Origin of the sequence: Nocardia sp. NPDC127606 (assembly GCF_042671725.1) — a bacterium.
GTDB lineage: Bacteria > Actinomycetota > Actinomycetes > Mycobacteriales > Mycobacteriaceae > Nocardia.
Genome location: NZ_JBHXWQ010000002.1, coordinates 831,486 through 854,866, shown reverse-complemented (window position 1 = coordinate 854,866; position 23,381 = coordinate 831,486). Strand labels below are relative to the sequence as shown.

At 68.5% G+C, this 23,381-nt stretch carries 24 protein-coding genes; 8 read left to right on the top strand and 16 right to left on the bottom strand.

Annotation, left to right across the window (positions count from 1 at the left end):
- Positions 1-43 precede the first annotated feature (43 nt).
- Positions 44-844 carry an alpha/beta fold hydrolase gene (locus ACFVJ5_RS14590; protein ID WP_379220394.1) on the top strand — a complete coding sequence of 267 codons (801 nt, stop codon included), beginning with the start codon at positions 44-46 and terminating at the stop codon, positions 842-844.
- A gap of 13 nt (positions 845-857) precedes the next feature.
- Here ACFVJ5_RS14590 and ACFVJ5_RS14585 read toward each other — a convergent pair whose 3' ends face one another.
- On the bottom strand, positions 858-2,012 hold the full coding sequence (locus tag ACFVJ5_RS14585; RefSeq protein WP_358126810.1) for a GuaB3 family IMP dehydrogenase-related protein: 1,155 nt from the start codon (positions 2,010-2,012) through the stop codon (positions 858-860).
- A 268-nt stretch (positions 2,013-2,280) separates the two neighbouring features.
- Positions 2,281-3,825: an IMP dehydrogenase gene (gene guaB, locus ACFVJ5_RS14580; RefSeq protein ID WP_379220393.1), complete on the bottom strand. Its 1,545-nt coding sequence runs from the start codon at positions 3,823-3,825 to the stop codon at positions 2,281-2,283.
- Positions 3,826-4,046: 221 nt separating this feature from the next.
- Here guaB and ACFVJ5_RS14575 point away from each other — a divergent pair, with 221 nt between their 5' ends.
- Entirely contained in the window at positions 4,047-4,460 is a 414-nt protein-coding gene (locus ACFVJ5_RS14575; RefSeq protein ID WP_022567296.1) for a DUF5319 domain-containing protein, read from the top strand.
- A gap of 167 nt (positions 4,461-4,627) precedes the next feature.
- Here ACFVJ5_RS14575 and ACFVJ5_RS14570 read toward each other — a convergent pair whose 3' ends face one another.
- The 3 genes from ACFVJ5_RS14570 to ACFVJ5_RS14560 all read right to left on the bottom strand — a co-directional run bounded on the left by ACFVJ5_RS14570 (position 4,628) and on the right by ACFVJ5_RS14560 (position 7,292).
- Entirely contained in the window at positions 4,628-5,731 is a 1,104-nt protein-coding gene (locus ACFVJ5_RS14570; RefSeq protein WP_379220392.1) for an anti-sigma-D factor RsdA, read from the bottom strand.
- Positions 5,724-6,302, bottom strand: coding sequence for a sigma-70 family RNA polymerase sigma factor (locus ACFVJ5_RS14565; protein ID WP_056818204.1), 579 nt, complete (start codon positions 6,300-6,302; stop codon positions 5,724-5,726). The genes ACFVJ5_RS14570 and ACFVJ5_RS14565 overlap by 8 nt, the downstream gene beginning before the upstream one ends.
- A gap of 156 nt (positions 6,303-6,458) precedes the next feature.
- Positions 6,459-7,292 carry a hypothetical protein gene (locus ACFVJ5_RS14560; protein ID WP_379220391.1) on the bottom strand — a complete coding sequence of 278 codons (834 nt, stop codon included), beginning with the start codon at positions 7,290-7,292 and terminating at the stop codon, positions 6,459-6,461.
- A gap of 621 nt (positions 7,293-7,913) precedes the next feature.
- On the opposite strand from ACFVJ5_RS14560, the gene ACFVJ5_RS14555 reads away from it, so the two are divergent.
- From ACFVJ5_RS14555 to ACFVJ5_RS14545, 3 genes are all read left to right on the top strand, one after another.
- On the top strand, positions 7,914-8,207 hold the full coding sequence (locus ACFVJ5_RS14555; protein ID WP_022567299.1) for a WhiB family transcriptional regulator: 294 nt from the start codon (positions 7,914-7,916) through the stop codon (positions 8,205-8,207).
- Positions 8,208-8,354: 147 nt separating this feature from the next.
- Entirely contained in the window at positions 8,355-8,972 is a 618-nt protein-coding gene (locus tag ACFVJ5_RS14550) for a sigma-70 family RNA polymerase sigma factor (RefSeq protein ID WP_379220390.1), read from the top strand.
- A 1-nt stretch (position 8,973) separates the two neighbouring features.
- Entirely contained in the window at positions 8,974-9,225 is a 252-nt protein-coding gene (locus ACFVJ5_RS14545) for a hypothetical protein (RefSeq protein WP_379220389.1), read from the top strand.
- A gap of 55 nt (positions 9,226-9,280) precedes the next feature.
- On the opposite strand, the gene groL is transcribed toward ACFVJ5_RS14545, so the two are convergent.
- Both groL and groES read right to left on the bottom strand, forming a co-directional pair.
- Entirely contained in the window at positions 9,281-10,891 is a 1,611-nt protein-coding gene (gene groL / locus ACFVJ5_RS14540; RefSeq protein WP_378635326.1) for a chaperonin GroEL, read from the bottom strand.
- An 84-nt stretch (positions 10,892-10,975) separates the two neighbouring features.
- Entirely contained in the window at positions 10,976-11,275 is a 300-nt protein-coding gene (groES, locus tag ACFVJ5_RS14535) for a co-chaperone GroES (protein WP_056818214.1), read from the bottom strand.
- A 351-nt stretch (positions 11,276-11,626) separates the two neighbouring features.
- Here groES and ACFVJ5_RS14530 point away from each other — a divergent pair, with 351 nt between their 5' ends.
- Complete coding sequence (locus ACFVJ5_RS14530; RefSeq protein ID WP_379220388.1) at positions 11,627-13,105, top strand: Hsp70 family protein; 1,479 nt, start codon at positions 11,627-11,629, stop codon at positions 13,103-13,105.
- Positions 13,106-13,173: 68 nt separating this feature from the next.
- Here ACFVJ5_RS14530 and tsaD read toward each other — a convergent pair whose 3' ends face one another.
- The 7 genes from tsaD to ACFVJ5_RS14495 all read right to left on the bottom strand — a co-directional run bounded on the left by tsaD (position 13,174) and on the right by ACFVJ5_RS14495 (position 19,652).
- Positions 13,174-14,220: a tRNA (adenosine(37)-N6)-threonylcarbamoyltransferase complex transferase subunit TsaD gene (gene tsaD / locus ACFVJ5_RS14525; protein ID WP_379220387.1), complete on the bottom strand. Its 1,047-nt coding sequence runs from the start codon at positions 14,218-14,220 to the stop codon at positions 13,174-13,176.
- Positions 14,217-14,711 carry a ribosomal protein S18-alanine N-acetyltransferase gene (gene rimI / locus ACFVJ5_RS14520; protein ID WP_101468212.1) on the bottom strand — a complete coding sequence of 165 codons (495 nt, stop codon included), beginning with the start codon at positions 14,709-14,711 and terminating at the stop codon, positions 14,217-14,219. Before rimI ends, tsaD begins: the two co-directional genes overlap by 4 nt.
- 29 nt (positions 14,712-14,740) lie before the next feature.
- Positions 14,741-15,433: a tRNA (adenosine(37)-N6)-threonylcarbamoyltransferase complex dimerization subunit type 1 TsaB gene (tsaB, locus tag ACFVJ5_RS14515; protein ID WP_379220386.1), complete on the bottom strand. Its 693-nt coding sequence runs from the start codon at positions 15,431-15,433 to the stop codon at positions 14,741-14,743.
- A gap of 65 nt (positions 15,434-15,498) precedes the next feature.
- A complete protein-coding gene (tsaE, locus tag ACFVJ5_RS14510) occupies positions 15,499-15,954 on the bottom strand; it encodes a tRNA (adenosine(37)-N6)-threonylcarbamoyltransferase complex ATPase subunit type 1 TsaE (protein ID WP_056818220.1) in 456 nt (151 codons plus the stop codon).
- Positions 15,947-17,023 carry an alpha/beta fold hydrolase gene (locus ACFVJ5_RS14505; RefSeq protein WP_379220385.1) on the bottom strand — a complete coding sequence of 359 codons (1,077 nt, stop codon included), beginning with the start codon at positions 17,021-17,023 and terminating at the stop codon, positions 15,947-15,949. Before ACFVJ5_RS14505 ends, tsaE begins: the two co-directional genes overlap by 8 nt.
- Positions 17,020-18,183 carry an alanine racemase gene (gene alr / locus ACFVJ5_RS14500; RefSeq protein WP_379220384.1) on the bottom strand — a complete coding sequence of 388 codons (1,164 nt, stop codon included), beginning with the start codon at positions 18,181-18,183 and terminating at the stop codon, positions 17,020-17,022. The genes ACFVJ5_RS14505 and alr overlap by 4 nt, the downstream gene beginning before the upstream one ends.
- A 20-nt stretch (positions 18,184-18,203) precedes the next feature.
- Positions 18,204-19,652 (bottom strand): bifunctional ADP-dependent NAD(P)H-hydrate dehydratase/NAD(P)H-hydrate epimerase, encoded by a 1,449-nt coding sequence (locus ACFVJ5_RS14495; protein WP_379220383.1) that lies wholly within the window; start codon positions 19,650-19,652, stop codon positions 18,204-18,206.
- A 71-nt stretch (positions 19,653-19,723) separates the two neighbouring features.
- Here ACFVJ5_RS14495 and ACFVJ5_RS14490 point away from each other — a divergent pair, with 71 nt between their 5' ends.
- Entirely contained in the window at positions 19,724-20,146 is a 423-nt protein-coding gene (locus ACFVJ5_RS14490) for a plastocyanin/azurin family copper-binding protein (RefSeq protein ID WP_379220382.1), read from the top strand.
- 36 nt (positions 20,147-20,182) lie between these two features.
- On the opposite strand, the gene glmS is transcribed toward ACFVJ5_RS14490, so the two are convergent.
- Positions 20,183-22,063 (bottom strand): glutamine--fructose-6-phosphate transaminase (isomerizing), encoded by a 1,881-nt coding sequence (glmS, locus tag ACFVJ5_RS14485; RefSeq protein WP_379220381.1) that lies wholly within the window; start codon positions 22,061-22,063, stop codon positions 20,183-20,185.
- Between the two features lie 36 nt (positions 22,064-22,099).
- On the opposite strand from glmS, the gene ACFVJ5_RS14480 reads away from it, so the two are divergent.
- Positions 22,100-22,954, top strand: coding sequence for a dienelactone hydrolase family protein (locus tag ACFVJ5_RS14480; protein WP_379220380.1), 855 nt, complete (start codon positions 22,100-22,102; stop codon positions 22,952-22,954).
- Positions 22,955-23,018: 64 nt separating this feature from the next.
- On the opposite strand, the gene ACFVJ5_RS14475 is transcribed toward ACFVJ5_RS14480, so the two are convergent.
- Entirely contained in the window at positions 23,019-23,360 is a 342-nt protein-coding gene (locus ACFVJ5_RS14475; RefSeq protein ID WP_379220379.1) for a hypothetical protein, read from the bottom strand.
- Positions 23,361-23,381 lie beyond the last annotated feature (21 nt).

Below are 23,381 nucleotides of genomic sequence, written 5' to 3'. Positions count from 1 at the left end.
CATTCTTGGGCGTGGCGCGGCGGCTCTGGCTATCCTCGTGCTCGTGCCATTCGCCCGCGCGATCGATGCCGACATCTACTACGAGGACAGCGGTGGCACCGGTCCGGCGGTGTTGCTCGCCCATGAATTCTTCATGGATCGCACGATGTTCGCCTCGCAACAGGCCGCGCTCGCACCCGAATTCCGGATCGTCGCCTGGGACGCGCGCGGTCACGGTCGCACCAAAGACCAGCGGTTGCCCTTCACCTACTGGACCGCGGCCCGGGACGCGCTGACAGTGCTCGACTCGATCGGCGTCGAACGCGCGATCGTCGGCGGGACGGCGCAAGGGGGCTTCACAGCATTGCGGACCGCGTTGGTCGCGCCCGAACGGGTCGCCGCGCTGATCTTGATCAGCACCGAGGCGCACGGGCCGACCCTGGACCAGTCGACCGCCACCCAGCGATTCCTCGACGAGTGGCACGACCGCAGCTCCCGCGAGGAAGCCGCGGGCCGACTGGCCGACTGGCTCATCGGCGACGACACCTGGTACCGCGACATCTGGACCCGCCGCTGGGTCGGCGACGCCCACAGCGGGCTCGACGCCGCCGTCGGCTGCCTGCTCGGGCGCGATTCGGTACTCGACCGGCTACGGGAGATCACCTGCCCGGCGCTGATCATCCACGCCACGCAGAGCGGCATCGCGGGCGACCGGGCCCGCACGCTGGCGGACGGGCTCACCGCCTCCACCTTCGTGGAGATCGATGGCGCCCGTCTCGCCGTCACGATGACCCACCCGGAACCGGTCAATACCGCGATCTCCCGGTTCCTGCGGGATCGGGTCTCACTGACCCACGTTCGTTAGCGCAGGCCGCCTGTCAGCGGACGCTGAGCCCGACCTTCTGGAACTCCTTGAGGTCGGAGTAGCCGGCCTTGGCCATCGAACGGCGAAGGCCGCCGACCAGGTTCAGCGAGCCGAACGGGTCGTCGGAGGGGCCGTAGAGCACGCGCTCGAGGCTCGGGCGGGCCACCGCGCCGTCGGGGCCGTCCAGCCAGGCCTCGTCGACCGGCAGGAACGAACCGCGCGGCACCGAGGGGTGCGCGGTCGCCGAGGGCCAGTACCAACCACGACCGGGCGCCTCCGCCGACGCCGACAGCGGCACCCCGAGCATCACGGCGTCGGCGCCACAGGCGATGGCCTTGGCCAGCTGACCCGAGGTGGCCACGTCGCCGTCGGCGATGACGTGCACGTACCGGCCGCCGGTCTCGTCGAGGTAATCGCGACGGGCCGCGGCCGCGTCGGCGATCGCGGTCGCCATCGGGACGCCGATGCCGAGCACCTCACCGGTGGTGGTGGCGCCGGGGAACGAGCCGTAGCCGACGATGACGCCCGCCGCGCCGGTGCGCATCAGGTGCAGCGCGGTGCGGTGATCGCTCACGCCACCGGCCACGACCGGCACATCCAGCTCGGCGATGAAGGTCTTGAGGTTGAGCGGCTCCTCGCCACCCACGTGCTCGGCGGAGATGATGGTGCCCTGCACGACCAGCAGGTCGATGCCCGCCTGGAGCAGCGCCGGGGTCAGCGCGCGGGCGTTCTGCGGGCTCACGCGCACCGAGGTGGTCACCCCGGCCGCACGGACCTGCGCGACGGCGGCGGCCAGCAGGTCGGGCTGCATCGGCGCGGCGTGCAGTTCCTGCAGCAGCGAGATGGCCTTTTCGTAACCCCCCTTGTCGACCAGATCGAGCAGCTGGTCGATCTTGGCCTGCACGTCGGCGTGGCGGGCCCAGAGACCTTCGCCGTTGATCACGCCGAGGCCGCCCTGGCGGCCCAGCTCGATCGCGAACTCGGGCGAGACCAGCGCGTCGGTGGGGTGCGCGAGCACCGGGATCTCGAAACGGTAAGCGTCGAGCTGCCAGGCCAACGAGACCAGTTTCGACGACCGCGTCCGCCGCGAGGGGACGATATCGACGTCATCGAGTTCGTAGGTCCGACGGGCGACCCTGCCCATACCGATTTCGACCATGTCACGCACAGTTGCTCCTGTGTTTTTGGAGCGCTGGCGCGCTCGAGTTCGCGGCCCCGAGGGGCCGCCGGTCAGTCACCGCTGCTTGCTCCTTCGTCGCCTACGCAGCGGCGCCTGACCGGCGACCCGGCCGCGAACCGCCGCTGCGCGGCGGGACCCTCCTCGAGGTCGGGTCGTGTGGGGCTGGGAGTGCGGTCATGGCGAGACTCGGGGCCAAGCCTGCGTTGCCTCGTGCTCCGGGAGCTTATCCCCCGGAGCACAAACGCATCTATTGTACTCAGCCGCGCCCGGTGTAGTTCGGGGCCTCGACGGTCATCGTGATGTCGTGCGGGTGGCTCTCCTTGAGACCCGCCGCGGTGATCTGCACGAACTGCGCACCCTGGAGGTGCTCGATGTTCTGCGAACCGGTGTAGCCCATCGCGGCACGCAGGCCGCCGACGAGCTGGTGGATCACCTGGTTGACCGGGCCGCGGAACGGGACGCGACCTTCGATGCCCTCGGGGACCAGCTTGTCCTCGGCGAGCACGTCGTCCTGGAAGTAGCGGTCCTTGGAGTACGACTTGGCCTGGCCGCGGCCCTGCATGGCGCCGAGCGAGCCCATGCCGCGGTAGCTCTTGAACTGCTTGCCGTTGACCAGGATCAGCTCACCGGGCGACTCGGCGGTGCCCGCGAGCAGCGAGCCGAGCATCACCGTGGACGCGCCCGCGGCGATCGCCTTGGCGACGTCGCCGGAGTACTGCACGCCACCGTCGGCGATCACCGGCACGCCGGCGTCCTTGCACGCGGCGACGGCTTCGAGGATCGCGGTGATCTGCGGCGCGCCGACACCGGCGACCACGCGGGTGGTGCAGATGGAGCCGGGGCCCACACCCACCTTCACCGCGTCGACGCCCGCCTCGACGAGCGCGGCGGCACCGGCGCGCGTGGCGACGTTGCCGCCGACGATCTGAATCCGGTCACCGACCTCGGCCTTGACCTTGGCGACCATTTGCAGCACCTGCGACTGGTGGCCGTGCGCGGTGTCGACGATCAGCACGTCGACCCCGGCGTCGGCCAGCGTCATGGCCCGCGACCAGGAGTCCTCGCCGACACCGATCGCGGCGCCGACCAGCAGACGGCCGTCACGGTCCTTGGTGGCGTTGGGGTACTGATCGGTCTTGACGAAGTCCTTGACCGTGATCAGCCCGCGCAGCCTGCCGTTGCCGTCGACGATCGGCAGCTTCTCGATCTTGTGGCGACGCAGCAGACCCAGCGCGGCCTCGGCGGTGACGCCCTCACGGGCGGTGATCAGCGGCGCCTTGGTCATCACCTCGTCCACGCGGCGGTCCTGATCGACCTCGAAGCGCATGTCGCGGTTGGTGATGATGCCCACCAGCGCACCGGTCTCGTCCACCACCGGCAGACCCGAGATGCGGAAGCGGGCGCACATGGCGTCGACCTCGGCGAGGGTATCGGTGGGACGACAGGTGACCGGGTCGGTCACCATGCCCGCCTCGGAGCGCTTCACCGTCTCCACCTGGGCGGCCTGATCGGCGGCCGAGAGGTTGCGGTGCAGCACGCCCATACCGCCCGCACGCGCCATGGCGATGGCCATGCGCGCCTCGGTGACGGTGTCCATGGCCGAGCTCACCAGCGGCGTACGCAGGGTGATGTCCCTGGTCAGCTTGCTGGAAGTCTCGACCGAGCTGGGGATGAGATCCGAGGCGGCAGGCAGCAACAGCACGTCGTCGAACGTGAGGCCGAGCATGGCGATCTTGGTCGGATCGTCGCCCCCCGTAGGAGGGCGCACCGCGATTCGTTCGCCCGACACGGGATTACTCATTCGGATCGACCCCTCCTGGTCGTCATAGCTACCGACGCGGTAGACACGGTGCGTCGGTGCTCGAGCGGAAAAAGCTTTCGGATGGTCGGCTGGAACAAAGTCGCCGACGCCTGTATTCCATGGTATCCGGCGCCCGGAGACGCCTGTGAAGTGAGCCCTTCCGCAAAACTTGCCCCCCGCATCGCTGGCGCGATGCACCGAGTACTGCGTACCGTGGGGATGTGCGTGACCATCTACCACCTGGCCTGCCGCCGGATCCCTTCGCCGGAGACCCCTCCGACCCGTCTGCCGCGCTCGATGCGATCGAGCCCGGTGAGCCGTTGGATCCTCATGAGCGCCTCGCGGTCGAGGAAGATCTCGCAGACCTCGCCGTATACGAAGCCCTGCTGGCCCACCGCGGTATCCGCGGTCTGGTCGTCAGCTGTGAGGATTGTCGGCAAGATCACTACCACGACTGGGACATGCTGCGGGCGAACCTCCTACAGCTCCTGGTCGACGGCACCGTCCGTCCACACGAGCCCGCCTACGACCCCACCCCCGAGGCTTATGTCACGTGGGACTACTGCCGCGGCTACGCGGACGCGTCGATGAACGAGGCGTTCCACGGCGACGGTTTCGACGGGTTCGACAACTGAGCTCTCCGGCGACTCGGCACAGCTGAGTCCGTCGCGGCGCCTGCCCACCCCACTCTCGGTCACGCGTGCGTGGGCGACCACGCAGGCCCGGACCGGAAACTCCCCAGACAAAGACGAAGGCCCCGAACCTGTTCGGGGCCTTCGTCTTTGTTCAATTCATCGTTCTACTACGGAGACGGCACCGCGGGCGGCGACTGCAGGATGGTCGCCGGCGTGGGCACCTGCTGCGTGGGCGGCAAGCTCGGCAGGGGTGCCGACGTCGGGACCACCGTCGGCACAGTGACGACCGGCGGCGGTGATTCGACGATGGTGGTCGGTGGTGTGGTCGGGTCGACAGTCACCGGCGGAGTCACCGGCGGCTGCGTCGGCTCCACCGGCGGCTGCGTCGGCTCGACCGGAACCAGCGGCTTGGTCTCCGGGCCCGGCGACTGCATGATGACCGGCGGCGGGGTCGACGGATCGGTGCTACCCGATCCGGGATTGGTCGGCGCCACCGGCGCGGTGGTGCCCGGATTCGTGGTGGGCGGGACCTGAACGGCCGAGCTCGGCTTGGTCGGCGCGGTGGTGGTCGGCGGCAGTTGCGCGCCGATCTCAGGGGCGACCTTGATCAGCTGATCTCGCAACAGGTTCCAGCGCGCGATCAGATCCTCACGCTTGGCCGGATCGTCGACCTGGCCTGCGTTGGCCGAAGCCTGTTCCAGCCTGGCCTTCGCCTGTTCCGGATTGCCCGAGGTGAGCAGATTCTGCGCGGCCAGCAGATCTTCGTCGGCGTACTGTACGACGGTGGACTGCGCCTGCTCGCTGAACACGACCTCCTTGACCCGCCACAGCGGATCGCCGGGAGCCGCGCTGTACGCGAAGGCCGTAATACCGCCGAACACCAGCGACAATGCCGCTGCTGCCCCGAAAATCGGGCGGATCAGTCGTAGACGTCCGCGCGAGGAAGCTCCGACTCGAACCTGCCGCGCGCCGATCTCCTGATTGACGGCCGCGAACACGGTGTCGAGATCAGGGCCTGCGGGCATCGGCTCGGCCAGTAGGTCGGCCCGCCAATCCGCGAGTAACGACGCCAGCTGGAACTCTTCGGGACTGTCGGTGCGGACCGGACCATCGCTCGCGATCGCGTCGATCAGCGCATCATCGCTGCGCACCGCCGCAATGTCGACCGGCCCGGAGTCACCGGCATCCTCGGCGGCGTAGGGACCGCTGTCGTGCGATCCGCGCTGCCAAACTTTCCGGTCGCCTAGACCGCGCTCGCCATCCCTAGCCATACATTTCACCTGCCCTCGCCACTTGTGACTTCAGTTTCGCGAGTGCCCTGTGCTGGGCAACCCGTATCGCCCCCGCCGTGCTGCCCACGGCGACTGCGGTTTCCTCTGCTGACAGACCCATGACCAAACGCAGGATCAGGATTTCTCGATGCTTCTCGGGGAGCGTTGCCAGCAGAGTGTTCATCTGCCTGCTCGTCTCCGAGTCGAGAGCCCGCTGTTCCGGACCGTGGTCGGTGGATATGACATCTGGTACTTCGGCCATCGCCTCCGCCTTGTTACGGGCGGCGTTGCGATGGGCGTCGGCGACCTTGTGCGAAGCGATTCCGTACACGAAGGCCATGAAGGGCCGACCCTGATCCTGATAGCGGGGCAGGGCGGTCATCACAGCCAAACAGACCTCTTGCGCAACATCGTCCGCGGAGAGCTGTCCGCGCTCCGCGGCCCCGATCCGCGCCCTGCAGTAGCGAACTACCAAGGGACGGACCAGTTCCAATACCCGAGCTAAAGCGGTCCTGTCGCCCTGCGCAGCCGCAGCGACGGCGAGGTCCAACTCTTCGCCCATATGCGTCATCGTCAGAGATTTTCCTGGCGTTACGAGTGGCGCGGTCGAATGTGACCGAGCTTCCACCGAAAAGGCGGAACGGCACTAACAATAGCGACCCCCGGATCGGCCGCCAGCGGGCGTGGTCGCTTCTAACCGTGCTCTCAGAAAGATCATCCGGAGCAATCACGCACCCAGCGGGGCGATGTCCCCACCCCAGGCCCGTAGACGGGCACCATGATCTGCGGCTTCGTCCGCCGCGTCGCGCGCTCGCGCGGGTTCGGCGACTCCCGAGCGCAGCATCGCGGTGGCCCAACGCAGTGGGAGAAGGCCGTTTTCGCGGCAGTCCGCGTCGACCCGCGCGGCCAGTTCCGCCGACCCGGCGAGGTCACCGGTCGCGGCGGTCGCGGCGGCGACGAGCAGTGCCGATTTCACCTGGTGACGGACCGACGGCAGAGCCGCGGCGAGGTCGACGGCCTCGACCGCGTCGCGTAGCGCCTCGCTCGCTTCGCCGCCCGCGAGCGCGGTCTCGGCGCGTACCCAGTGCCAGCGCACCTCTGCTCGTGGGGGTGCGTCGGCGAGTAGTGGTCGCACGCGCCCGAGCAGCGTGCGGGCCAGGGCGAGTCGGCCGGTGCCGAGCGCGTCGGCCGCAAGCCCCGTATACGCGTCGGCGAGCGCCTCGGCGCGGGCCGCTCCGCCGGCGCCGAGTGCGATCGCCGCCGCACGGCCGTCGAACGCTGCCGCGCCCGCATGGTCGCCGAGCTGGCGCAGCAACGACCCCCGGGTGCTCTCGACGAGGGATCTCAGGCCGGGATCCACCGCGGTTCGAGCCAATACCCGCAGGTCAGAGCGGGCGGCGGCGTAGCGACCCTGCCCGCCGAGCGCGACCGCGCGGTACCACCGCGACAACGGGTCCGCAGGCTCCGGCAACTCCGTAGCGGCCAGCCCGGGAGTGGGGCCGAAGGCAGTCGAAACGAGTATTTCGGAACCGATATCCGCGGGTGAGGCCGTTGTCTGCACGACGAGACTCTAGCCGCCACCCGCCCGGGACAGTTCGCGTGTTATGACGCGGAGACGGCCATTCAGCTAACAATCAGCATTTCGCTCGAGCGTCGATGTTGCCATCAGGTAAAACTCCGCTCCTCGATGCCGCCACCGGAAAGTCTCGAATTCACATGCGTTTCGCGCAATTAACCTTCGCGCCCCGTTTTCGCCATCTACACGCAGTCCGGCCGCGGAGGTCGTTGTGATCCAGCACACCCGCCCCCGGCGGGCGTCACCGGCACGAACCGGGCCTCTACCGGCGCGACCTGGGAAAATCTGGGATGTCCCAGAAACGCGAAGACACCCGATCCATAGCCAACCAAACAGTATGGAGGGATCGGGTGTGAAATGTAAATAGTGAGTAGGTTAAATTTCAGCGTTGCAGATTTACTGAACTCATGCGCCGAACTATTGACGGAATTTCCCGCCTGCACCTAACGTAGCTCATCGCCACGGTTGGCGCCGCGCGAAATCGCAGCGACCTCCGAGCGGCACCGTCAGGCACCGTCGAGCCGGCCACCCCACACCGGGTGGCGCGAAGACCTGCCGCACCACTCGCTCGACAACGCTGACGAGCTCGCGCCACAAGGAGTTCACATGCCCATGCCCACCCACCTCCCCGGACCGAACGCCGATGTCTGGGACTGGCAGATGCGTGGCTCGTGCCGCGGTCAGGACTCCGCGGTCTTCTTCCACCCCGACGGCGAACGCGGCCGTGCCCGCACGGCGCGCGAGATGCGCGCCAAGGAGATCTGCCGGGCCTGCCCCGTGCTGATGCAGTGCCGCACCCATGCCCTCAAGGTCAGCGAGCCCTATGGCATCTGGGGCGGCATGTCCGAGACCGAACGCGAGATGCACGCCCGCCGCAATCGGCGACGGATGGCCGTCTGAGGTCCACCGAGTCCGTCTGGCCGGGTTGGCAAATCTGTTCCAATCCGCTGGCCGTGGCGCGCCGAATCTCTAGCAAACAGCTGGCACCCGAATAAAAGGCACCCCCGGTCGTGGGGAGGTCATAGCTTCGGGCTACATTCGTGACCGATGACACAGAATGGGTTCCGAAGCGAAGCCTTTCCACCGAGCGTGGATTCTGCGGTTACCGCACGCGCGGCCGAAGGAGTCGAGCTAGCTGCACTGCTGGAACGATGTGCTCTGTCCGACCAGCAGGCCTTTGCCGAGCTGTACGACCGAACGTCTGCGCGCGTTTTCGGCCTGGTCCTGCGGGTGCTCCACGACCCCGGGTACGCGGAGGAGACCACTCAGGAGGTCTATCTCCAGATCTGGCGTACCGCCACGAGTTTCGACCCCGCCAAGGGGTCGGCGGTGACCTGGCTGATGACGCTGGCACACCGGCGCGCGGTCGACCGGGTTCGCGCCGAGCAAGCCCACACCCAGCGCGAGGTCGCGTACGGGATCCGGGTGCTCGGCCACGAATTCGACGAGGTCACCGAGGAGGTGGAACGCAGACTAGAACAACAGGCCGTCCAGCGCGGACTCTCGACCCTCACCGAGACCCAGCGCGAGGCGATCTCGCTCGCCTACTACGGCGGGCGGACCTACGCGGAGGTAGCGCAATACCTCGGCATCGGGTTACCGACCGTTAAGTCCCGGATTCGGGACGGATTGACAAGACTGAAGAAAAGTTTGGGGGTGACGTGAGATGAACGAAGCCCAGATCGATCTCGCGCACACCGTCGCGCTCGGATTGATCGACGACGAAGACCATCACGCGATCCAGACCATCATCGATACCGAAGACTCCACCCTGTGTACGCAGTTCCTGCGAGAGGTTCGCGATACCCGCGAAGCTCTCGCCCAGCTCGCGTCCGCAACCCCCACCCCGCCGCCTCCGTCTCTGCGCGACCGTTTACTGGCCGCCATCGATGCCCAAGATCCGCCGGTAGCCAGCTAGCGGACAACGAAAGGCCCCCAGACCGCATTCGCGATCCGGGGGCCTTCGTTATGCGTCAGTGCGAGTGACCGTGGTGCCCGTGGTCGTCGTCGGCCTCGGCCGGCTTCTCCACGATGGCGCTCTCGGTGGTCAGGATCATCCGCGCGACCGAGGCGGCGTTCACCACGGCGGAGCGGGTCACCTTGACCGGGTCGACGACACCGTCGGCGAGCAGGTCGCCGTAGGTCAGGGTGGCGGCGTTGAAGCCTTCCTTGCCCTCGGAGACCTTGGCGACGACAACCGCACCGTCGAGACCGGCGTTGCTGGCGATCCAGTACAGCGGCGCCTCGAGGCCCTTGCGAACCACCTCGACACCGACGGCCTTGTCACCGGTGAACGAGTCACGCAGCTCGACCAGCGCGGCAGCGGCGATCACGAGCGCCGAACCACCACCGGGGACGATGCCCTCCTCGACCGCGGCCTTGGCGGCGGCGACCGCGTCGTCGACGCGGTACTTGCGCTCCTTGAGCGCGGTCTCGGTGGCAGCGCCGACCTTGATCACCGCGACGCCACCGGCCAGCTTCGCCAGACGCTCTTCGAGCTTCTCGCGATCCCAGTCGGAGTCCGAGGCCTCGATCTCGCGACGCAGCTGCGCGCTGCGGCCCTTGATGTCCTCGTCGGAGCCCGCGCCGTCGATCAGCACGGTCTCGTCCTTGGTGACGACGACGCGACGCGCCTGACCCAGCTGCTCGATGGTGGCCTCGCGCAGGGTGACGCCGAGATCGGGGTTGATCACGGTGCCACCGGTGACGACGGCCAGGTCGTCGAGGAACGCCTTGCGACGGTCACCGAAGAACGGCGCCTTGACGGCGACGGCCTTGATGGTCTTGCGGATCGAGTTGACCACCAGGGTCGACAGCGCTTCGCCGTCGACGTCCTCGGCCACGATCAGCACGGCCTTGCCGGACTCGGCGATCTTCTCCAGCAGCGGCAGCAGATCGGGCAGCGAGCTGATCTTGTCGCGGTGCAGCAGGACGTAGGTGTCCTCGAGCACGGCCTGCTGGGTCTCGGGATCGGTCTGGAAGTAGGGCGAGAGGTAGCCCTTGTCGAACTGCACACCCTCGGTGATGACGAGTTCGGTGTTCGTGGTCGAGGATTCCTCGACGGTCACGACGCCGTCCTTGCCGACCGTGGTGAGCGCCTTGCCGACCATGTCGCCGATTTCCTCGTCACGCGAGGAGACGGTGGCGACCTGGGCGATGGCCTTCTCGCCGGAGACGGGAGTGGCCAGCGCGAGCAGCACCTCCGACACCTTCTCGGCGGCAGCGGCGATGCCCTGGCCGAGGGTGATCGGGTTGGCGCCCGCGGCGACGTTCTTCAGGCCGCCGCGCACGAACGCCTGGGCCAGCACGGTGGCGGTGGTGGTGCCGTCGCCCGCGACGTCGTTGGTCTTGGTGGCGACGCTCTTGACGAGCTGTGCGCCGAGGTTCTCGAAGGGGTCCTCGAGGTCGATCTCACGCGCGATGGTGACACCGTCGTTGGTGACGGTCGGGCCACCGAAAGCCTTGGCCAGCACCACATGCCGGCCACGGGGGCCGAGGGTCACCTTGACGGCGTCGGCCAGCTTGTCGACACCGCGTTCCAGAGCCCGGCGAGCCTTTTCGTCGAACTCGATCTGCTTGGGCATAAGAGGATTCAGCTCCTGTTTGTGAACGCAATCCGCCCCGGGCCTGTGAAGACGCCGGGGCGGAACGCTGATGCGGCGTTGGCCTTACTTGGTGACGACGGCCAGGATGTCGCGCGCCGAGAGGATGAGGTATTCCCCACCCTGGTACTTGATCTCGGTGCCGCCGTACTTGCTGTAGATGACGACGTCGCCTTCTTTGACATCGACCGGGATGCGGTCACCCTTGTCGGTGACGCGACCCGCGCCGACGGCGATGACGGTGCCCTCCTGGGGCTTCTCCTTGGCCGTGTCCGGGATGACCAGGCCGGAGGCCGTCGTCGTCTCGGCCTCGTTGGCCTGGACGAGGATCTTGTCCTCGAGCGGCTTGATGTTCACGCTCGCCACGTTGAGCCCTCCACTTTCAGGGGAAATTCGGTTGTCCGGAACTGGTGTCCCAGGCCGGGTTTCGGTCAGCTCGCGACCCTGCGCACAGCCCCGTCGTCGCGGGTGCCGGAGCCGAAGCCCAGAAGTCGACTGGCACAAGTACAGCTTCACAGTGCCGACTAGCACTCTATACGCGAGAGTGCCAGCACTCAAGGTCGGGTTCTGCCGATGTCGCATTTTCGACACGCCCACACTGGCCAGTGATCTTCACATCCCCTGCCACAATCTGTAACGTTCGCATAACAGGCTGTGACATAGCACAGGAAGGCGCCATCCGCTCGGAGAGCACCATCGGCTTGAAGGGAGGTGAACATGCGAACATCCCTCGGCATCTCGGCCGGGAACGAGGTGGTGTGCTCGGCATTGGTCGCGACGGGGCCCGCGGGCGAGCAGACTTTCGACTACCGGGTCGTTTCCGCAGATGAGGCACATTCCGATCTCGGCGATCTCGTGTCGTCCTCGATCGAATTGATGACCACCCAGCTGCCGGTGTCACAGGTGGCGATGGCAGGCGAACCGCTCGGGCGCTATTCCGGCGGACACCGTCGCGCCGAGTCGGGCCGGTCGCGGCCACCGACCAGCGTCGCCGTCGCCTACCGCAACAAGGAACAGGCACAAGCCATTCGGGCGGCCACCACGCGCCACCGTGATCTGCGGCTCGTCACCGAGGGCGCCGCCGCCCTGGCCTACCTGCGCCACACCGGACTGCTCGACCGCTACCCCACCGTCGCCGTGATCGACCTGGGCGCGACCGGACTCACCGTCACCGTGGCCGATTACACCGACAACGTGGTGCTGCACACCGAACGGACGCCGACGCTGAGCGGCAACGCGATCGACGAACTGATCTACCACCACCTGGTCGACCTGCACTACGCCCGACGCGGCGCCCGGCCCAACCGCACCACGCTGACCAACCGCGGCCGCGCGGCCAAGGAGCACCTGTCGCTGGCCCCCGTGGTCACCATCGATCATGTAGCGGGACAGGGGCTGGAGCTCACCCGTCCCGATTTCGAGGAGCTCATCGGCGGCCTGCTGCGCAATATCGCGCTGTTCTCGTCGTCGGTGTTCACCCGCGCGCCGAAGTACCCCGACGCCGTCGCCGTGATCGGTGGTTGCGCCAATATCCCGTGTGTCATCGACATTCTCGACTCGCGCCTCGACGTCCCCGTGCTCACCGTGCCCGACCCCGAGGCCGTGATCGCCAAGGGCGCGGCGCTGGTCGCCGATGCCGCGGCACCGTCGGGACTGTCGGGCGGCGCGCACGCCGACGCACCGAGCGGCACCTTCGCCAAGGTCGTCGGCACCCTCGTCGGCGCGGTCGTGGTGGTCGGCCTGGTGATCGGCTACGGCGTGCAAGCGGTCTCGCCCGACGCCCCCGATGTCACCCCCGCGGGCACGAGCAGCACCGTGCGCCAATCCCCGTTACCACTGGTGCCTTCCCCGGCACCGACACCAGCCAATCGCGAGAGCACCGAACGCACCGGCGCCACCGTGGCCCCGCCCGCAACCGAAGCACCGAAGACCACCACCGGGACGCCGAGCACGAGCGCCACCACCCCCTCCGCGCCCACCTCGGCAACGGCCCCCACCCTGCGCCCCGACCCGAACCTCCCGCAGATCCCCTACCCCGAGTCCCCGCTCGGCCCCCTGGACAGCGGCTCCTCCGGTGGCGGCAGACAACGCCCCTCCACCCCCAACACCTCTCCCACGCAGGCTCCCGCCAACAGCACCCTCCCGATCCCGTCGGCGACCACGACAGACGAAATTCCCCTGCCGCCGGCCGATTGACCCGCACAGCGCCGGGCCGACCGGTGACGGGTTCTTCAGGGGTGCCGTGCGGCCGGGTAGAACGGACGCTAGCCGCGCAGAGCGCTCACCGAGACCGGCAACCCCGGGTCCGTGGCGACAGTGAGTTCAGCAGGCTGCGCACCCGCCGCGATCACATGCGCGCCCAGCGCCGCGATCATCACACCGTTGTCGGTGCACAGCCGTGGCTTCGGCACCCGCAGCGTCAAACCCGCGGCAGCACAGCGTTCTTCGGCGAGTGAGCGAATGCGCGAGTTGGCGGTGGCGCCGCCTCCGAGAACGATCGTGTCGACACCGACGTCGGTTGCCGCGCGCACGGCCTTCATCGTCAGCACATCCGCGACCGCCTCCTGAAAGGACGCGGCGATATCGGGAATCGGCAGCTGGTCGGGCGTGATGCCCTGACGCTGCGCGGCCTCGACGTAGCGGGCCACCGCGGTCTTGAGGCCGGAGAAGGAGAAGTCGTATCGCGCGTCACGGGGCCCGGTCATGCCACGAGGAAAGGCGATCGCCCGCGCGTCACCCGAGGTGGCGGCGGCGTCAAGGGCGGGCCCGCCGGGATAGCCGAGACCGAGCAGCCGCGCGACCTTGTCGAACGCCTCCCCGGCGGCATCGTCGACGGTGCTGCCGAGTTCGGTGATCGGCTCACCCAGATCTGTGACCTGCAACAGATGCGTATGCCCACCGGACACGAGCAGCGCCACCGCGGGCGGCATCGGCCCGTGCTCGAGCGTATCGACCGCCACATGCCCACCGAGGTGGTTGAGCGCGTAGAACGGCACATCCCACGCCGCCGCATAGGCCTTGGCCGCGGCCACCCCCACCAGCAGCGCACCGGCCAGCCCAGGCCCGATGGTGACGGCGAGCGCGTCGGGCTTGCTGATCCCCGCGGTCGCCAGCGCACGACGCATCGCGGGCACGATCGCCTCGAGATGCGCGCGCGAGGCGATCTCGGGCACCACGCCGCCGAAACGCGCGTGCTGGTCGACACTCGAGGCCACCTCATCGGCGAGCAGCTCGACGGAGCCATCGGAATGACGGCGCACGATGCCGACTCCCGTTTCGTCGCACGAGCTTTCGATCCCCATGACGATCACGACAACACCTCGTCCTGCCGACCGCGCGCGGCCCATTCGTCGGCCGCGGCGGTCAATTCCGGACGGCGCATCGTGTACGCGTCGGCACCGCTGGGGTGGTAGTAGTTCTTGCGCAGCCCGATGATGTGAAACCCGTGCTTGGCGTACATCGCGATGGCGGGCGCGTTGTCGGTGCGCACCTCGAGGAACACCGGTCCGCCGCGTTCGGCCGCCGTGGCCAGCAGCGCTTCGAGCAGCAGGGTGCCGATGCCGCCCCGGTGACATTCCGGGTCGACGCCGATCGTGTGCACCTCGGCCTCGGGATGGGCGTCGTCACCGAGCAGCGCGATGCCCGCGTAGCCGACCATCACCCCGTCGGCGGTGCGCGCGGTGATGTAGCGGTTGTGCCCACCGGCCAGCTCGGACCGGAACGACACCGCCTGCCACGGGTCGTCCTCGGGGAACAGCAGGTGCTCGAGTTCGACGCAGCGGTCGATATCGGGCAGCGTCATGGGAGCGATCAGGTACTCGGTCACGGCACTCACGCCCCGGTCCGGTCGAGGGTGCGGAAGCTGTTCTCCACCGCATCGGGCCTGCGCAGATACAACGGCACCAGCGCTTGCGGCAGCTCTCCGGCCAGCAGCGCCGACGCCGCGACGGTGACCAGCCCGGCAGGCGAGGGCGTCTCGCTGGGCAGCACCGGCAGATCGAAGAAGTCCACGTGCCCGGCCGACCCGGCGACCGCCGCGGCATCACCCACCGGCACGTCGGAAGCCTTGTTCACCTCGGGACCGGCGACCCGCGTCCCGTTCAGATACTTGGCCCAGTACACCTCGCGCCTGCGCGCGTCGGTGACCACCAACAGCTCGCCGGGATCTCGCTTCTCCCCGATGGTGTCGGCGGCGATGGCGTCGAGACTGCACACCCCGTGCACGGGTAACCCGAGCGCGTCACCGAAGGCGGCCGCGGTGGCCATTCCCACGCGTAGCCCGGTGAACGGTCCAGGTCCGAGTCCGACGACGACCGCGTCGAGCTCGTCGCGGCGCACCCCCGCCTCGGCTAGACACTCCAGGATCTGCGGGGTGAGGACCTCGGCGTGCGCGCGGGCGTCGACCTTCACGCGGGCAGCGAGCGTCGCCACGGCGGGGCGGGTGCCGGGTTCACCGGCAGGTGACAGGTGCACCAATCCCGCTGTAACGGCGGGTGTCGCGGTGTCGACTGCTAGTACGAGCATGATTGTCTCAACAATACCGGGTGGTATCGGCGCTCGGCGCGCACCGGTGCGCGGGTGATCGCGCGTTATTCGATCCATTCCCAGATCGCCGTGCGCACATCGGATTCCGGCTCCCGGGCGAGTTGCACTCGCAGGTGCCGGTCGGCGAGGTGTTCGACGACCCCCTTGCCCCATTCCACGACGACGACCGCGTGGTGCAGGTCGGTGTCGAGGTCGAGCGAGTCCAGTTCGTCGAGGTCGCCCGCGAGGCGATAGGCGTCGACATGCACCATCGCCACCCCGGGCGTGCCGTCCGGCCGCACTCCGGCCTTGTGCGCCCGCGCGATGATGAACGTCGGCGAGCTGACCCGGCCCGCGACACCGAGTCCGGCGGCGATGCCTCTGGTCAATGCGGTTTTACCGGCGCCGAGCGGGCCGTCGAGCACGACCAGGTCACCCGGTCGCAGGGTGGCCGCCAGTTCGCGGCCGAACGCTTCGGTGTCCTCGACGGTGTCGAGAACGCGCTGGTGCGGGTCAGCCACCGACGGCCTCCTCGCCGCGACTGCCGGTGATTCCCGCGCGCGCCAGCAGCCGGTCGAGCGCGGCCAGGCTCACCTCGGGGAACTGCAGGTGCGGCATGTGCGCCGCCTCACGCACCCGGACCAGTTCGCTGCCCGGTAGTTCCGCCGCCAGTGCGCGGGAGTTGCGGAACGGGATCACCACGTCGTGCGCACCGGCCAGGATCAGGACCGGCAGCGCGCCCAGGACGGGCAGTGCGGCTGATTCATCGTGCAACTCAATCGCTTTGAGGAACTTTTCGATGGTGCCGACGGGCGTGCGGTCGATCATCATCGTGGTGAATCGCGACAGCGTCGGACTCACGGGGCCGTGGAACGAGCTCACGTGCAGGATCGGCGTCACTACGTGTTTGCTCGCGCTGCGGCTGAACTGCACCAGCGTCGGCGCCGTCCGCGCCGCCAGCCGGAAGCCGTCGACCGCGGGATGCCGAATCAGTTGCGAGATCCCGGTCGCGGTCACCTCCGCGGCGGCGGTGCTCAGCAGCCCGACCGCGCGCACCCGCGTCGCGAACAGTTCGGGGAACTGCGCGGCCGCCGCGAGCACGGCCATTCCGCCGAGCGAATGCCCGACCAGCACGACAGGTCCCGTCGGCGCGCACTCACGGATCACCATGGCGAGGTCGCGGCCGAGCTGGGCGACCGTGCAGCTCTCGGTACTCGGCGTGCCGGAGCGTCCGTGTCCGCGCAGATCGAAGAACACCATCCGCACCCGCGACCCCCACTGCTGCGCGAGATCGCGGCGCTGGAAGTGGAAGGACTCCATGCTGTTGCAGAATCCGTGCACGAAAACGATCGTGACCTCGGCGGAGTCGTCGCCGAAAGTGCGGGTGGCCAGCGACACACCGTCGTCGGCGAGCACCATGCCCGGTTCGTCCTCGTCGATCAGGGCGAAATTTTCGTCGCGGTATTCGTCGCGTTCGGCGGGCCACATCACCCGCGCGCCGATCTGGCGCAGGGTATGGGCGATGGCCAGGCCCGCGAGCAGGCCCGCGGTCGCCAGACCGCCGCGCCGGATCACCGTTCTCCGGGTCATCGACCGCTCCCCACGTAGCGGCGGACCACACGTCCGCGCGGCGCGCAGACGACCTCGTAGTCGATCGTGTCCAGCGCCCGCGCCCAGTCGAGCGCGTGTGGCTGTCCCGCGCCGCCGCCGAACAGCACCGCGCGGTCGCCCTCCCGCACGCCGCCCGCGTTGTCGCCGAGGTCGACCATGAACTGGTCCATGCACACCCGTCCGACATTACGGTGTCGCGCCCCGCCCAACCACACCTCGAAACGTCCACTGAGCGAACGGAATACACCGTCGGCGTATCCCGCGGGTACCAGCGCGACCGTGGTGTCGCGCGGTGCGACCCACCGGTGCCCGTACGACACGCCTTCCCCTGCCGCCACCTGTTTCACCAACGCGACCTCCGCCTGGAATGTCATCGCGGGCTTCAGACCGAATTGTCCGAGCTCCGGAATGGGCGAGAGCCCGTACACCGAGATACCCGGCCGGACCATGTCGAACCGCAGATCTGGTCTGGTCAAGGTGGCCGCCGAATTCGACAGGTGGACGAGTTCGGGTTCGAGACCGTGCTCCTTGGCCAGCGCGATCGCCTCGACGAACCGATCCCGCTGCCGATCCACCATCGGATGCCCCGGTTCGTCGGCGTGCGCGAGGTGGGAGAAGATCGCCCGCAACCGCACCACCTGCCCGTCGACGAGCCCCCGCACAGCCTGCAGGACCTGCGGATACTCGGTCACCGACACCCCGTTGCGATTGAGCCCCGTATCCACTTTCAACGTCACCGTCGCGGTCTGCCCCGTCGCCACCGCGGCGCGCTCCACCGCCCGCAACTGCGCCAGCGACGACACCCCGATCTCGAGATCGCCCGCCACCGCACCCGCGTAATCGGCGTCGACAGTATTGAGCCAGCACAGCACAGGAGCCGTGATCCCCGCCGCCCGTAGGGCCAGCCCCTCGCCCACGGTGGTCACCCCCAGCTCTCGAGCCCCCGCCCCCAGCGCGGCCCGAGCCACCTCCACCGCCCCATGGTTGTACCCGTCAGCCTTGACCACCACCATCACAGCAGCCCCGTGCGCGTACTCCCGCAACACCCGCACATTGTGAGCAATGGCATCCAAGTCGACGACCGTCTCCACTTGCGCATTCACACCCCCGATCGTGCCAGGACCCGCCGAATCCCCCATACCTGGGCTCCGTCCCGGGACTACCGACCCTGGCCGCCACCGACCTCCCGCAAGACCCGCACCGCCCCCCGGACATGCCCCAGCAACGGCGTAGCAGAAATAGGCGCCCCGGCCGCCCGCCCCTCATGAGCAGCCAGATTCGCCGCCAACGCGTGAACCCGAGCCCCCGCGGCCGCAGCCCACCCCGCCTCACGCCCCGCGGCGAGCAACGCCCCGATAATCCCCGACAGCACATCCCCCGACCCCGGCGTAGCGGCCCAATCCCCACCCGCGTCATTGACCAGCGTCGCCTGCCCCGGCGAAGCGACAACCGTCGCCCGACCCTTGAGCAGAACCGTCACCCCCCACTCCTCGGCCAGCCTTCGAACCGCCCCCACCCGATCCGCCCCCACCGCACCACCGGTCAGCCGAGCGAATTCCCCCGCGTGCGGCGTCAGCACCGTCACCCCGGATCGCCCCCGGACCAGCCCCGGTTCCTCGGCGAGAATCGTCAACCCATCCGCATCCACCAACACCGGCAGATCAGTAGCCAGCACCTCGGCCAACCGATCCCGGGCCCCCGGATCAGTACCACCCCCCGGCCCGAACACCCAGGCCTGCACCCTCCCGGTCTCCGAAATCAACGCACTGGCGACAACTTCGGGGAACTTCTCCAATACCTCGGTATCGGGGCCCACATACCGAACCATCCCCGAGGTCGCCGCCACCGCAGCCCCCGCGCACAACACCCCCGCCCCCGGATACTTCGCACTGCCCGCGCAAACCCCCGTCACCCCCTGACTGTATTTGTCATCAGCAGGCCCCGGCACCGGCCACCCGGCCCCCACCGCTGCTGGATCGAGTTGCACCAGCCCAGCCTCCGGAAGACGTAACCCGATCGGCACCAACACAATCCGCCCGCACTGCGGCACCGCCAACGCATGCACCGGCTTGTAGGCACCGAATGCCACCGTCACATCCGCTGTCACCGCGGGGCCCGCCACCGCCCCCGTATCCGGATCGACCCCACTGGGCAGATCAGCCGAGACAATCGGAACATCCAGGGCAGCAACCATTTCCGCCGCCGCAGGCCGTAGCGGCCCCCGCCCGGAGATCCCCACGATCCCGTCGATCACCAGATCAACAGCATCGAGCCGATCGACCACCCGCCCGCCGGCCGCTCGCAAGGCAGCTAGCCCCTCCCTGTGCGCCCGTTCAGGATTCAGCAGAACAGCCGACACCCGAACCCCCCGACGCCGCAGGAAGACCCCCGCCCACAACGCATCCCCACCGTTGTCCCCCGACCCCACGAGCAATCCGACGGTTCGCCCGACCACGCCCCCGGTGAGCGACCGCACTTCGTCGACAACCACCCCGGCCAGGCCGAAGGCCGCCCGTCGCATCGGCATTCCCGCAGGCACCCGCGTGAACAGCTCGGCTTCCGCCGCCCGCACCTCGTCGACGGTGTAATAGCCACGCCGATCCGACATAGTCGCCTCCCAGCTGCCCGAAACGGGCCGCCGACCGGCCCGGGGTCGCTCGCAGACTACGCTCCACACCCATGTCGATGGTTCGTCACCGCGCCGCATCCGCCCGGTTTGTCGCCGGATTCGTCGTGGCCGCCGCCCTGTTGTCCGCCGGCTGTTCCGGCGACTCGGGAAACGCCGCCACCACCACAACCCGCAAACCCCGCCCGGTCACCACCACGACCACCCAACAGCACGCGCCGACCAACCTCACGGTCGAGGTCGGCAACATGAAATACGCCCCCGCCGATGCCACCATCAAGGTCGGCGAGACGGTGACCTGGAAGTTCTCCGACAAGGTCCCGCACAACGTGCAGGGCATCGGCGACAAGGCGATGGGCCTCAACAGCCCCATCTTCGACAAGGGCGAATGGTCCTACACCTTCACCCAGGCCGGCACCTACCGCTACATGTGCACCCTGCACCCCGACATGCGCGGATCCATCACCGTCAAGTGACCCTGCCGGCCTCGCGTCGAGGCCGGCACCCGGTTTCTATTCGACGGTGACCGACTTGGCCAGGTTGCGGGGCTTGTCCACGTCGTAGCCCAGGGTCTGCGCCACTTCGGCGGCGAAGATCTGCAGCGGCACCGTGGACAGCAACGGCTGGTACAGGGTCGGGGCGGCCGGGATCTCGATCAGGTCGTCGGCGAACGGGCGCACGGTGTCGTCTCCCTCTTCGGCGATCACGATCGTCCGGGCGCCGCGCGCCTGGATCTCGCGAATGTTGCTGAGCAGCTTGGAATGCAGGACCGCGCGCCCCTTCGGCGACGGCATCACGATGATCACCGGCAGGCCTTCTTCGATCAGCGCGATCGGCCCGTGCTTGAGCTCGCCCGCGGCGAAGCCCTCGGCGTGCATGTAGGCCAGTTCCTTGAGCTTGAGCGCCCCTTCGAGCGCCACCGGGTAACCCACGTGGCGACCGAGGAACAGCACCGTCGGCACATGCGCCAGCTCGCGCGCGATGGCCCGCACCTGCGGCGCGGTCTCGAGTACCCGGGCGATCAGCTTCGGCATCGACTCGAGCTCGGCGAACTCGCGAGCCACCTCGTCGGGGTACTTGGTCCCGCGCGCCTGTGCCAGGGCCAGACCGACCAGATAGTTGGCGGCCACCTGCGCCAGGAACGCCTTGGTCGAGGCGACGCCGATCTCGGGCCCGGTCCGCGTGTAGATCACCGCGTCGGACTCGCGCGGAATCTGCGCCCCGTTGGTGTTGCAGATGGCCAGCACGCGCGCCTTCTGCTCCTTGGCGTGGCGCACCGCTTCGAGCGTGTCGGCGGTCTCACCGGACTGCGAGATCGCCACCACCAGCGTCGACCGGTCGAGAACCGGGTCGCGGTAACGGAATTCGCTGGCGAGCTCCACTTCCACCGGCACCCGGGTCCAGTGCTCGATCGCGTACTTCGCGAGCAGGCCCGCGTGATACGAACTGCCGCACGCCACGACGAACACCTTGTCGAACTCGCGCAGCTCTTGGTCCGCGAGGCGCTGTTCGTCGAGGACGATCCGGCCGCCCTTCTCGTCGACGACGAAATGCCCCATCAGGGTGTCGGCGACGGCGGTGGGCTGCTCCTCGATCTCCTTGAGCATGAAGTAGTCGTGGCCGCCCTTCTCGGCGGCGGCGAGGTCCCAGTCGATGGTGAACGGTCGGCTGACCACACCGTCGGTGTTGCCCGCGAAGTCGGTGACGCTGTAGCCGTCCTTCGTGATCACCACGGCCTGGTTCTGTCCGAGCTCGACCGCCTCGCGGGTGTGCTCGATGAACGCGGTGACGTCGGAGGCGATGAACATCTCGCCCTCGCCGACCCCGACGACCAGCGGCGTCGACCGGCGAGCCGCCACGATCGTGCCGGGATGATCCGCGTGGGTGAACACCAACGTGAACGCGCCCTCGAGCCGCTGCAACACGGCGTGGACACTCGCGGTGAAGTCGCCCGCGGTGGGTCCGTCGGCGTACTCGCGCGCAACCAGGTGCACCGCGACCTCGGTATCGGTGTCGCTCAGCAGCTCGACGCCCGCGTCCTCGAGCTCGCGGCGCAGCGGCGCGAAGTTCTCGATGATGCCGTTGTGGACGACAGCGAGCTTGCCGGAGATGTCGCGGTGGGGGTGCGCGTTGCGGTCGGTCGGCGCGCCGTGCGTGGCCCAGCGGGTGTGTCCCATCCCGGTCGATCCGGCGAAACGCTCGGTCCCCGCCTCGCCCAGTTCGGCTTCCAGATTGGCCAGCCGCCCGGCCTTACGTTCGACCGCGAGAGCACCGTTTCCGTCGAGGATCGCGACCCCCGCGGAGTCGTATCCGCGATACTCCATGCGTCGCAGCGCGTCGACGACAACGCCCAGCGCATCCCGGTATCCGACGTACCCCACGATTCCGCACATGGTCCCCCACCCTACTGATCGGATACTCTTCTCGCCGTGTCGGTGTCTGCAAAATCGCTCGTGAGCACCCTGTCCGTGCGCGGCCCCCACCGGGTGCTGCGTGGGAACTTAGGGATCGCAGGTCAGCCGGGTGTGGTGTACACGCCCGAGTCCGGGCTGAACCTGCCCGCTGTCGCGTTCGCGCACGGCTGGCTGACCAGCGCCGAGAACTACAAGAGCCTGCTCGAGCACATCGCGTCGTGGGGTTTCGTGGTCGCCGCGCCCGATACCGAGCGTGGCCCGATCCCGTCACATCTGGACCTCGGCACCGACCTGCTCACCACGCTCGACATCGTCAGCAAGGTCCGCCTCGGTGACGGCACCATCAGCGTCCACCCCGACCGCCTCGCCCTCGCCGGCCACGGCATGGGGGCAGGCGCCGCGGTGATCGCCGCAGCTCAACGCCGGGTAGCCGCCGTCGTAGCGCTCTTCCCGGCCCCCACCTCCCCCGCCGCGGAGAACATCGCCCCCGACATCGACACGCCCGGCCTGATCCTGACCGGCGACGACCTCGACTCGGTCAGCTCCAACGCCCGCACCCTCGCCGCCGCCTGGTCGGGCCCGTCGATCCTGCGCACCATCGGCGGCGCCTCCCACAACGGCATCATCGAAGGCCGCCGCCTCTTCGCCGCCCTCGGCGCGGGCCGCTACGAACACAAAACCGACAAGACCACCCGGGCCCTGGTCACCGGCTACCTCCTCGCCACCCTCCTCGCCGACAAGAAGTACGCGGCCTTCGCCGACCCGGAAGCCGAGATCCCCCACACCAAGGTCGTCGACCCGCACGCCGAGGTCGAGGTCGAGGCGCCGAAGTTGTCCATCGGCACGGTCGCCAAACTGATCCGCGGCTAGAAGCCTCCGGGCGGTCCGAGGAACGTCGGCCCGGCGCGATCACCAACCGGCGTCGCGCCGGCGATCAGACCAGCCAGCTCTTGCGCTGGTAGTACTCGGCTTCCGGATCGTCGTCGTCCAGCGGAGCAGCGCGGTCATTGGCGCGTCGAGCCGCGATAGATCGCGCGATGGCTTCGCGTTGTTCCCTGGCTGCGGCCTCCTGACGCTCGCGTTCCTCCGCTTCTAGCCGTGCCCGCTCCTCGGCCTCGGCGGCTTCGCGTTCCCTGACCGCTTGAATCTCGGCGAGTATCTCGTGACCGTTGTTGTGGACGGCGAGGCTGTTGCGCATCTGGTCGTACTCGTCGTCCAGAATCCGCACCCGGCGAAGGAACTCGTAGGCGCCTTCGTCGATCCGCGATCGACTCATGACGAAACCCCCTCAATTCGA